At 40.7% G+C, this 11590-nt stretch carries 7 protein-coding genes and 2 pseudogenes; all 9 read right to left on the bottom strand.

Annotation, left to right across the window (positions count from 1 at the left end; translation table 11 throughout):
- Positions 1–16: 16 nt before the first annotated feature.
- The 9 genes and pseudogenes from sdbB to SORDD27_RS02895 all read right to left on the bottom strand — a co-directional run bounded on the left by sdbB (position 17) and on the right by SORDD27_RS02895 (position 11314).
- Positions 17–562 (bottom strand): thiol-disulfide oxidoreductase-associated lipoprotein SdbB, encoded by a 546-nt coding sequence (gene sdbB, locus SORDD27_RS02935; RefSeq protein ID WP_000755591.1) that lies wholly within the window; start codon positions 560–562, stop codon positions 17–19.
- Positions 563–581: 19 nt separating this feature from the next.
- A complete protein-coding gene (ccdA2, locus tag SORDD27_RS02930; RefSeq protein ID WP_061427212.1) occupies positions 582–1289 on the bottom strand; it encodes a thiol-disulfide oxidoreductase-associated membrane protein CcdA2 in 708 nt (235 codons plus the stop codon).
- A gap of 127 nt (positions 1290–1416) precedes the next feature.
- Positions 1417–2277 (bottom strand): methionyl aminopeptidase, encoded by an 861-nt coding sequence (locus SORDD27_RS02925; RefSeq protein WP_061427208.1) that lies wholly within the window; start codon positions 2275–2277, stop codon positions 1417–1419.
- Between the two features lie 15 nt (positions 2278–2292).
- Positions 2293–3570, bottom strand: a complete 1278-nt coding sequence (gene spxR / locus SORDD27_RS02920; RefSeq protein WP_000033809.1) for a CBS-HotDog domain-containing transcription factor SpxR — start codon at positions 3568–3570, stop codon at positions 2293–2295.
- A complete protein-coding gene (locus SORDD27_RS02915; protein WP_001028745.1) occupies positions 3563–4114 on the bottom strand; it encodes a GNAT family N-acetyltransferase in 552 nt (183 codons plus the stop codon). The genes spxR and SORDD27_RS02915 overlap by 8 nt, the downstream gene beginning before the upstream one ends.
- Before the next feature lie 15 nt (positions 4115–4129).
- Positions 4130–5390, bottom strand: a pseudogene (locus SORDD27_RS02910) (UDP-N-acetylglucosamine 1-carboxyvinyltransferase).
- Positions 5391–5550: 160 nt separating this feature from the next.
- Positions 5551–7056: a pyruvate kinase gene (gene pyk, locus SORDD27_RS02905; protein ID WP_061427206.1), complete on the bottom strand. Its 1506-nt coding sequence runs from the start codon at positions 7054–7056 to the stop codon at positions 5551–5553.
- A gap of 66 nt (positions 7057–7122) precedes the next feature.
- The gene (gene pfkA / locus SORDD27_RS02900; RefSeq protein WP_061427204.1) at positions 7123–8130 is read right to left on the bottom strand and encodes a 6-phosphofructokinase; all 1008 of its coding nucleotides are present in this window, start codon (positions 8128–8130) and stop codon (positions 7123–7125) included.
- Between the two features lie 81 nt (positions 8131–8211).
- Positions 8212–11314, bottom strand: a pseudogene (locus SORDD27_RS02895) (DNA polymerase III subunit alpha).
- Between the last annotated feature and the right edge of the window lie 276 nt (positions 11315–11590).

The raw sequence follows: 11590 nt of genomic DNA, 5'->3' as shown, positions 1-11590 counted from the left end.
AATCGCGATTTTTTCTTTATTTCATCTCTTTAAAAGCCGCTTCTGCATCAGCATTGCTAATAGCACCAAATTGGATTTTTCCGATTTTACCCTGACTGTCAATCAAGTATTCCGTTGGAATACTACGAATTTGGTAGGCTTGGAAGGTAGTTGCTTGCGTATCATATAGAACTGGAATATCCTTGTAGCCTTGTTCTTGGTACCATTTTGGAAAGTCTTGAACTGTTTTTTCACCTTGGAGACCTGGTGCAATGACACTCAAAATTTCAAAGTCTCGATCTTGTTTTGCAGCTAGTTCCATCAACTCAGGCATGCTTTTTTTACATGGTCCACACCAAGAAGCCCAGAATTTCAAATAGACCTTTTTCCCTTTGTAGTCCGATAACTTCACTTCTTTGCCATCCATAGACTGCAAGGTGAAGTCTGGCGCATCCTTACCGACTGCGATTTGTTGTACAGCAGGTTGTTTTGGACTGCTTGTCTGTTTGGTTTCTTTTTCACCACAGGCAATCAACAAGAATAGAGACATGAGGCTCAATCCAGCAAAAATAACTTTTTTCATTTTTTCTCCTTTTATCCAATTATCCAAGAATTCCTGACAAGGCATTTAACTGCCCTAGCATTAATAATAATCCCATCAAAATAATCAAAGCTCCCCCGATTTTCTTTAGTAGGATCATATGGGGTTTTAATTTACTAAAATAGGGCATAATCCAGCCCGAAGCCAAGGCCAAAACAATGAAAGGAAGGGCCATTCCCAATGTATATACTAATGTTAACACGGCACCTTGCCAAGCACCATTACCACCTGAAGCTGCAAGAGCCAAGACCGAACTTAAGACTGGTCCGATACAAGGGGTCCAACCAAAACTAAAGGTTATCCCAAGTAAAAAGGCTGACAGATAGTGATTAGACTTGGATTGTTTGAAGGTGACTGTCTTTTGAACCTCCAGTTTATTGAAATGCAAGATTTCCATCTGGTGAAGCCCTAAAAGAATAATGACTATTCCCATAGCATAACGAAACCAGTCTGCATAGAGCATGTGCCCTAGGAATCCAGCTCCAAATCCTAAAATAAAGAAAATGAGGGAGATTCCTGCAATAAAGCACAAGGTCCGGATTAAGCCTGACCATGCAACATCTCTTCCAAAAAAGTGAAAGCTTTTCGAATTTCCCTGATCATCCAGTAAAATACCAGCATAGACAGGTAGCAAAGGAAAGATGCAGGGTGAAAAGAAGGACAGGATACCTGCTAAAAAAACGGATACTAGAAATATAATCGACTCCAACGAATTACCTACTTTCTTAAAATTCTAATCCTATTTTACTACAAAAGAATAAATTTGTAAGAAGTCTGCTACGCTTATTTATTTTGACTAAATTTGACACAAAAAAAGGAGCTAAGCTCCTTTCATTTTAATACGTTCCTTCTTCACCTTGACTGGTCAAGATAACAGGTCCATCTTTGGTAATCACGAACTGGTGTTCATATTGGCAAGACAGGCCGCCATCTATAGTCTTATGAGCCCAGCCAGTCTTCATATCTGTATCAATTTCCCAGTCACCAGTATTAATCATGGGTTCAATGGTTAGTACCATTCCTTCACGGAGACGGAGTCCACGGCCTGCAACACCGTAGTTAGGGACCATTGGCTCCTCGTGCATTGTTGGACCAACACCATGACCAACCAAATCTCGAACGACACCGTAACCGCGACTTTCGGCATATTCCTGAATGGCTGCACCGATATCACCGATACGATTGCCGACAACAGCTTGCTCAATCCCTATATACATAGCTTCCTTGGTTACGTCCATCAGATTTTTCACTTCTTCAGACGGTGTACCAACCGCATAAGCCCAACATGAGTCAGCTAAACCACCAGTATAACTTTGGGTGTATTTTTTCATTTGTTCAACATTGTTGAAGTTGAGTTTAGAGACATTGAGGTCTGATTTGGAAATCGGACCTCCTAGAACCATGTCAACCTTGAGTAAATCGCCATCTTTCAAAATGTAATGACGTGGAAAAGCATGAGCAACTTCGTCATTGAGAGAGCAACAAGTGGCATAGGGGTAATCCATGACTGCGCCATCCACGCCAATCTGTAGAGGAAGGAAATTTTCCTCTTTACAACGTCGACGAACATACTCTTCAACTTCCCACATATCCACGCCAGGCTTAATTAAATCGCGTAAGCCGATATGGATACTAGCTAGGAAATCACCAGCCTTGTCCATGGCTTCGATTTCACGTGCTGATTTTAAAGTTATCATTTTTTCTCCTAGATTCTAATTGATTTTAACTGTAACGTTTGCTTTTGATACAATCTGATGACCATGATAAATATCATAATCAATAATAGCCGAACGTCTCGTGTGGTGAATAATACGTGCTTGAATCCGCAAAGTATCATCTATCTGAACAGCTTGCAAGAAGTAAATTAGCATCTGCTCGATGATGAGATTACGTCCGCTATTTACAACGAGGTCTTGGGTCATATGGTTGAGGATTTCAGCCAAGACTCCATTAGCAAGGACCCCATTTTTCTCCAACATGAAAGGCTCAACAGTAATGACAACTTCATCATGATGATAAGAGAGTTTTTGCCCGATTTGCTCTGAGAAAGTCGGCAAAGCAGAAACTTGAGAACGGCTCATCTTTTCCATGACATCTCGTCGTGTTACGACACCGAGCAAGGTTTGGTTACTTCTGACAACGGGAACCATCTCAAAGTCTTCTGCGATCATCCGTTGACTGACATTTGCAATATTGGTCGCTAAGCCTGTTACAAAGATACTACGTGTCATCACCTTGTCAATCGTTGTGCTGGGGGATTTATCTCCTGCGTCGCGCATAGTAACAACCCCAACAACCACTTGGTGTTGGTTAATGACTGGGAAACGACTACTTCTGTTCTTACGGACCAAGTCTAGATAGTCTTTTACTGTATCCGTTTCTCTCAAAAAACCATACTCATGACTGGGACGATAGAGCTTTTCGACTGTCAAAATATCGGTTTTGATTTGAACATTTGAGAGGGCTTTGTTAATCATGGTCGCTACTGTAAAAGTGTCATGTTTACTCCTCAGAACTGGAATCCCTTTTTTATTAGCCAACTCAAGAACATCGTCCTGGACATGGAAACCACCAGTTACAAGGACTGCATTTTCATTTTCCAAGGCTAAAAGTTGAATGCGAGTGCGGTCTCCTACGATCAAAAGACCACCATCATGGAGATAAGACAGGATATTTTGCTCTGTCATAGCCCCAATGGAAAATTTGCTAAACTCTCTCTCAAGCCCTTCCTGACCAGCTAAAACTTCAGAGGAGGTGACTTCAGCAATTTCAGCATAGGTTAGCCTCTCAATAGCCACTTTCTGGGACTTGACTCGTATGGTTCCACTACGTGGCCGAGTTTCAACGATCCCACGATTTTCAGCTTCTTTGATAGCTCGGTAGGCTGTTCCGTCACTAACACCTAGGTGATTGGAAATACTGCGAACACTAACTCTCTTCCCAATTGGCAACTCTTCCAGATAGGACAAAATTTCCTGGTGTTTACTCATTGAATTCTCCTTTTATGTATCGAAATTCAAGATAGTCCCTCATTTTTCGTGTATAGCGATCGCTCCCCTTAAACTGTCGTACGAGGCTAAAGCCCGATTTTAAGGCTACTTTTTGACTAGCTTGATTCTCCAAATGAGTGATGATGGATAATTGTTTTAAACCAAATTCTTCAAAGGAAAGCTGGCATAGCTTGGTAACCACTTCTGTCATAAAACCTTGTGACCAAGAATCTTTTTTTAAGAAGTAACCAATTTCTGCTTCTTTTTTGATTTCATCGATTTTTTCAAATTTAATGGAGCCAATCATTTCCTGATTCCCTTGGAGACAAATTGCCCAAACCCCTAGAGGATTCTTCATAAAATAGTTAGCAAGTGCGTACTGACTTTCTTCCAAACTTGCTTGACTGGGAAAAATAAACTGCAAATTCTCAGGGTTTGAAGCAATCTCGAAAAACGCTTGACTGTCACTAAAAAAGAAAGGACGCAAATACAAGCGCTCCGTTTCAAAAAAAGAAAACATTGCTAATTTGGTCCAAATATTCATAATCACCTCAACGGCTTAGTCTTCAACGAGTATAATATCTGCTCCAAGACTACGCAATTTTTCAATAATATCTGAGTAGCCACGAAGGATAAACTCAATATTCGTAATTTCAGTCTGGCCCTGAGCCATCAAACCAGCAATGACAAGTGCAGCACCAGCTCGCAAGTCTGTAGCTTTTACACTTGCCCCGTGTAACTTACGACCACCGTTGTAAATAATGTGATCGTTTGTAGTCGTAATATCCGCATCCATTTTTGCTAACTCAAAGACATGATTGACACGTTTCTCATAAATCGTATCAATGATGGTTCCACGACCTTGAGCAGTTAGTAAAAGTGGCGTGATAGGCTGTTGCAAATCGGTTGCGAACCCAGGATAGGGAGCTGTTTTGATATTAATGGCCTTCAAATCAGACTGTTCTTCAACGAAGATACTGTCTTCTGAGACCGTCATACGGACGCCCATTTCCTCTAGTTTGGCGATAAAACCTTCTAAGTGTTCATAGAGAACATTGTTAATGCGAATTCCTTTTCCTACCGCTGCAGCAAGTGAAATATAGGTTCCAGCTTCGATACGGTCTGGGATTACTTGGTGACGCGTTCCATGAAGTTTCTCGACACCATCAATAATGATAATATCAGTCCCTGCACCACGAATATGGGCCCCCATGTTGTTCAAAAGGGTAAGCAACATCGATAATTTCCGGTTCACGAGCCGCATTTTCGATGACAGTGCGTCCCTTAGCTTTAACCGCAGCAATCATGGTGTTAATCGTTGCTCCAACGCTAACGGTATCCATGTAAATACTTGCGCCATGAAGCCCCTTACCTTGGGCAGATAAATTCATATTATCTCCCTCATAGCTGACCTTAGCACCCATGGCTTCAAAGGCTTTTAAGTGAAGATCAATCGGACGAGGTCCCAGATCACATCCACCAGGAAGTCCAACTGTAGCTTCACCAAAGCGACCTAAAAGACTTCCGTAGAAATAATAAGAAGCACGCAAGCTATTAATCTTGCCATAAGGCATAGGAATGTTCTGAACACCTCTTGGATCAATCTCCAAGACATCCTCATAACGCTTAACAGTCGCCCCCATAATTTCCATGATTTCGACAAGACTAGCAACGTCTGAAATATCTGGAACACAATCTAAAGTGACAATATCATCTGATAAGATAATAGCTGGAATAAGCGCTACAACACTATTTTTAGCACCACTAATGGTGATCTCACCTTGCAATGGACGTCCACCATTGATGACAATTTTTCTCATGTTTTACTCTTTCAAAATTTACTAAAAAGGTCTTTTCATTCTATTATACCATAATTTTCAGTTTTTTCCCATTCCTATTTACTAAATACCATCTCATTTTGATAAAAAAAGACCTATCACTCAAGCTTTTCAGCCTGAAATGATAGGTTTTTGTGTTAGATTAACGTACTGTACGGATACGCATTGTGTTTGTACGAACAGCTTCTCCAAGTGGCACACCTGCAACGATAACAATATCGTCACCAGATTCTACAAGGCCTGCCTCAACTGCTTTACGTTCAGCGATTTCGAACATATCATCAGTTGATGATGGAGCTTCAGTCAACATTGGGATAACACCCCAGTTCAACATCAATCCACGCTCTGTCAATTCGTCGAATGTCAATGCCAAGATATCAGCATTTGGACGGTATTTAGAAATCAAACGAGCTGTGTGACCAGTCTTAGTAAGAGTAACAACCAATTTGATGTTCATTGAGTTAGTAGCATCTTTAACAGCTGAAGCCATAACTTCTGTCTTAGAGTTACGTTCGAATGTATCTGAGTTCAAACGTCCGTATTCGTTAAGAAGAGTTTGTGCGTTCTTGTCAATTGTAGCCATTGTTGTTACTGACTCAAGTGGGTATTTACCGTTTGCAGACTCACCTGAAAGCATTGTAGCGTCAGTTCCGTCGATAACAGCGTTAAATACGTCTGATACTTCTGAACGAGTTGCACGTGGTTTTTCAGTCATTGTTTCAAGCATGTTTGTTGCTGTGATAACAACTTTACCTGCTGCGTTCACTTTAGTGATGATCATTTTTTGGTAAACTGGAACCATTTCGAATGGTACTTCAATACCCATGTCACCACGGGCGATCATGATACCGTCAGCAGCTTCAATGATTTCATCCAAGTTATCGATACCTTGTTGGTTTTCGATTTTCGCAAACAATTGAACGTGACCGTTACCAGTTTCTTCACAGATTGCACGAACTTCGTTAACGTCTTTTGCAGTACGTACGAATGAAATCGCGATGAAGTTGATACCTTGTTCCAAACCGAAACGGATATCATCGTTATCGCGTTCAGCAAGAGCTGGGAAAGGAATTTTAGTGTTAGGGATGTTTACACCTTTTTGTTTAGCGATAATTCCGTCGTTTTCAACTTCAACGATGAATTCACGACTTGCGTCGTCTTTTTCTACAACGCGAAGACCAAGTTTACCATCGTCAACCAATACTTGACGACCAACTTCAACATCATCGTAGATATCAAGAGCACCAGCAACGTTCAAAGCAATCACTTCACGAGTTGATTTGATTCCTTGTTTAGTTGCAACACGGATTTTTTCACCAGTTTTGTAAGAGTACTCTTTTGCATCACCTTCAAACAATTCTGTACGGATTTCAGGTCCTTTAGTATCAAGAAGGAAACCAACTTTTTTACCTGCAAGTTTTTCAGCAAGTTTAACAGTTGCCATACGCTCACCTTGTTCTTGGTGGTCACCGTGTGAGAAGTTGAAACGGAAAGTGTTTGCTCCTGCTTCAATCAATTTAGCAATATTTTGAGCTGAAGCTTCAACATCAAGTTTTTCACCCCAGTATCCGTCTTCACCGAATTTTTTACCACCACGGATTTCAACCGCAGGACCTAAAGTTGCAACGATTTTTACACGTTTGTTCATGATTTTTGTGACTCCTTTATATAATTCGACCTTTTATGGTCATGTTACCAAATTAATGAAAGTTGATTAGGACAAGCTCTTGTTCAAATCAGAAAGTTCAAGATCAGCTTTATGAGGGTTGTTAACAATAATCTTACCTTCTGCAGTTAAGCTAAACAAAGCTCCTTCTTCTGCTGTACCAAGGATTGGATTCTCAACCATTTTTTCGTTACGGATACCAACAGCGACACCACCGATTCCTTGTTTAAGGAGTTTAACAGCGTGTGCCCCCATGCGTGATGCCAATACACGGTCACGCGCAGTTGGTGATCCACCACGTTGGATGTGACCAAGTTCTGTTACACGAAGGTCACTAGTGTCTCCTGCTTCTTTTAGTTTTTGACCAAATTCAGCTGCTGACATAACACCTTCTGCCAAAACGATAATGTTGTGTTTTTTACCGTGCTCATAACCAGCTTTGATACTAGCTACGATATCTTCCATCTTGAAGCCTTCTTCAGGGATGATAATTTCATCAGCACCAGTTGCGATACCAGCCCAAAGAGCGATATCACCAGCATTACGTCCCATTACTTCAACAACGAAAGTACGACGGTGACTTGATGATGTATCACGAATCTTATCAATCGCGTCCATTGCAGTCGTAACTGCAGTATCAAATCCGATTGTAAAGTCTGTACCCACGATATCGTTATCGATTGTACCTGGAAGTCCAATAGCAGGGAATCCATGCTCAGTCAAGCGCATAGCTCCATGATAAGAACCATCACCACCAATAACTACGACTCCTTCGATACCGTGTTTTTTCAATTGCTCAATCCCTTTAAGTTGGCCTTCAAGTTGTGCAAACTCAGGGTAACGAGCAGAGTGAAGGAAAGTACCACCACGAGAAATGATGTCTCCTACTGAAGCAGCATCAAGTGGATAAATTTCACCGGCAACCATACCAGCGTACCCATCATAGATACCAAAAACTTCCATTCCTTCTGAGATTGCTTGGCGAACTACTGCACGGATGGCAGCATTCATACCAGGGGCGTCTCCACCACTGGTCAAAACAGCAATACGTTTCATTTGGTTTATGCTCCTTTTTCTTTTAACATTCTTACTGATTATACCACATTTAAATCGAAAATTCTTCTATTTTCCGTATTTTTAGCGATAAATCGTTTTCATAGCAATTCCCCCTAATTTTTCCTTCTAGAGCAGAATCTTTTCTTACAAAATATTGAGTAGAAACAACTGTTTTTTGTTCCTCTTCATACCTGATAATGACAGGGATTGGGCCTTTGTATTGTTCTAGAATATTTGAAATCTCTTTATCTTTTTCATGATTTTTAACTTGAATCCAGAATCGTTCTGCCACTGCTTCTTTCAAATCTTGTGCAATCATTTGCAGACGACCATCTCGAGATTGAACTTTGCCATTGATGTAGTAAAATTTCCCTTCGGATAAAATGGAGGCATATTTTCTATATTGGTCTGAAAATACAGTTACATCCAACCGAGACTTACTATCATGAACCTGTAGAAAGGCCATACTCTCGCCTTTCTTAGTTCGAATCACTTTAATCTTTTGAATTTCAACTAGGAGAGTGGCTTGAGCTCCCTCGGTTAGATTAGCGATTGGCGTCGTCGGATATAGGGCTTGTTTGGCAAGAGTTTGGAGAGGATGGGCACTGATACCTACCCCAATCAGTTCCTGCTCTTTGTAAAATTTCTCTGCCTCAGTAAAATCATCAGCTTCAATCCAACTATAATTTGTATCCGCAAAGAGTCCACCTAACTCCTCAACAAAGACAAATAAGTTTGGTAGGTTCACTAAGATTTTCTGACGGTTCTTATCAAATTCATCAAAAAGCCCCAGTTCAACCAAAGGAGTCAAAAGCGACAGTTTCTTGTAATTCTTGGGAAGACGTGTGACAAAATCTTCAATACTTGAGAAGGGACGATTTTCAATAATCCAGTAAGACAAATCTCTTGGCATGCCCTTAACGGCTTTTAGACCAAGATAGATTTTCTCTTGGGTAATCTTATCATGATAGGGAATGCTGTTGATTGCTAAGGGAGCCACTTCAAAGCCCATCTGCAATGCATCTACAATGTAATCGCTACTGGAATAATTCAACATGACTTGGAAGAAAATAGCAGGATAGTGTGTCTTGAAATAAGCAAGCTGGAAAGCCAGCGCTGAGTAGGCATAAGCGTGGGATCGGTTAAATCCGTAGCCGGCAAACTTTTCCATCACTGCAAAAACTTGGTTGGCCTTTTCTTCTGTATGTCCCAATTTCATAGCTCCCGTGATAAAATCTTCCTTCATCAGATGCATCTCTTTGGCATTTTTCTTACCCATGGCACGTCTGAGAATGTCGGCTTTACCAAGACTGAATCCTCCAAAGCGCTGAGCTACCTGCATGACCTGCTCTTGATAGAGCATGATACCATAAGTTGATGAGAGAATATCCTTCAAGGCAGGATCTAGCACTGTCACCTTTTCTTTGCCGTGCTTCCGAGCGACAAAGTTATCAATATAATCACTAGCACCTGGTCTGTTTAGTGAGGTTGTGGCTACTACCTCTTCAAAGACTTGCGGCTGAACTCGTTTCAAGAGTCGAATGGCGCCAGGTTGTTCAAATTGGAAAATACCTTTCGTATTTCCAGCAGCAAAGAGGGCCAGAGTTTCTTTGTCTTCCAAATCAATATCTTCGATTTTTAGATGAACACCCTCTGACTCCGCAAGCAATTCCTGCATTTTTTGGACAAAAGTCAGGTTACGTAAACCGAGGAAATCCATTTTTAGAAGTCCATTGGCTTCAACACCATGAGCATCATACTGAGTGATGAGCATATCCTCACCATATTTTAGAGGAATGTAGTCCGTCAAGTCTTGGTCACTCATAACGACCCCAGCTGCATGGATAGAGGTCTGACGAGGATACCCTTCAATCTTTCGAGCAATCTCAAAAGCTTTTTGATATTCCATTTTGCTATTGATGACCTGCCTAAACTGTAAATTCTTTTCATAGGCCGTCGTTAGCGTATCTCGGAAACTGATTTTTTTCGTAATATTTGTTAATTCATACTCAGGAACACCATAGCGTTTGAAAACATCACGAATTGCTTGTTTTGCTCCAAAGGTCGAATAGGTGACAATCTGCGCCACGTGTTGACTACCATACCGGTCACGAACATAGCGAATGAACTCGGGTCTATAGAGGTCAGGAATGTCAATATCGATATCGGGCATGGTGTAACGCTCACGATTTAAAAAGCGTTCAAAAATCAGGTTCTTTTCAACTGGATCAATCCCTGTGATATCAAGTGAGTAAGCCACCAGACTACCCACAGCAGAACCACGCCCCATCCCCATATAATAGCCTTGGGAACGTCCAAAACGGAGCAAATCCCAAACTACAAGGAAATAATCGTCAAAGCCCATATCATGAATCACAGCCAATTCCTCATTCAGTCGCTCATGATAAATAGCTGAGGTCAACCCCTTGTCACTCAAACCTTGCTCAGCCCTCTCTCGAAGTTCTTCTACTGCTGGTCTTTCAGGATTAAAGCGAGGAAGTTTTAAACTTGGGTCGATTTGATAGCTTACATTCTCTATCAAACCTTGGAGATTGGCAAGCGCCTGAGGGAAGCGATTTTTAAACCGTGCTTCCAAGTCTGAGGCAGGTAAAAAAATCCCTTGTTGTGAATGCAGATCCACTTCTCTCAGACTGACATTGTCCTTGACTGCTGACAAGATTTGTAAAACCTGTAGGTCTTCTTTTTCAAAAGAGTTGACTTGATAGAGTGGAAGAATGGGTCTGATAAAGACTTCTTGAGGAGTATCTGGACTAACACCGATAAAAAAATCAACCCCCAAATCCAACTGTTCGACCCCATTAAAATAGGGAACAATAATAGCAACATCTTCGAGGTGGGAGGTGAAGTCAGACCAATTTTTCCGTCCAGTCATTTTTAAAGTGGATAACTTCATCAACTCTTGATAACCTTTAGTGGATAGGGCTAGAAAACGTAGAGAGAGATTCTCCTCATCTTTGACCAAGGTCATTTCTAAACCAATTAAAGGTTGAATGCCATGCTTACGAGTTGCTTCTAGAAAATGATAGGCTCCATAGAGATTATCCACATCCATGATAGCAAGGTGAGAATAGCCGTATTCTTTAGCCATTTGTACATATTTTTCAATCGAAACCACACTTTCCATAAAACTATAAACAGTCTTGGTGTCAAGCTGTGCAATCATTTCTTCTCCTCCTTGCTTTCGTTTTACTACTATTATACCATTTTAAGCTGGATATTGAAGCAACTCTGCACTTTCTTTTCAATATCATCAGTTACAAACTTCTTCTCTTCTTACTGTTAAATTCTTCATTTTTCAAAGGAAGAAAATAAAAAATTAATATTATATAATAGTTTTAAATGTAAATTTAGATATATTTATACCAAACGAAGAATAATAAAGATAGGAGTTATATGCAGTTTTACATATAAAAATCTCTAGAAAAAGGCTTACTTCTAT

Origin of the sequence: Streptococcus oralis, from assembly GCF_001579025.1 — a bacterium.
Taxonomy (GTDB): Bacteria; Bacillota; Bacilli; order Lactobacillales; family Streptococcaceae; genus Streptococcus; species Streptococcus oralis_X.
The sequence above is the reverse complement of the archived record's forward strand: the minus strand, read 5'-3'. Positions and strand labels throughout refer to the sequence as shown.

Coding starts and splice junctions, on each gene's coding strand:
- SORDD27_RS02925 (WP_061427208.1), bottom strand. CDS start 2,277: ATGATAACTTTAAAATCAGCACGTGAAATCGAAGCCATGGACAAGGCT.
- SORDD27_RS02915 (WP_001028745.1), bottom strand. CDS start 4,114: ATGAATATTTGGACCAAATTAGCAATGTTTTCTTTTTTTGAAACGGAG.
- pyk (WP_061427206.1), bottom strand. CDS start 7,056: ATGAACAAACGTGTAAAAATCGTTGCAACTTTAGGTCCTGCGGTTGAA.
- spxR (WP_000033809.1), bottom strand. CDS start 3,570: ATGAGTAAACACCAGGAAATTTTGTCCTATCTGGAAGAGTTGCCAATT.
- pfkA (WP_061427204.1), bottom strand. CDS start 8,130: ATGAAACGTATTGCTGTTTTGACCAGTGGTGGAGACGCCCCTGGTATG.
- sdbB (WP_000755591.1), bottom strand. CDS start 562: ATGAAAAAAGTTATTTTTGCTGGATTGAGCCTCATGTCTCTATTCTTG.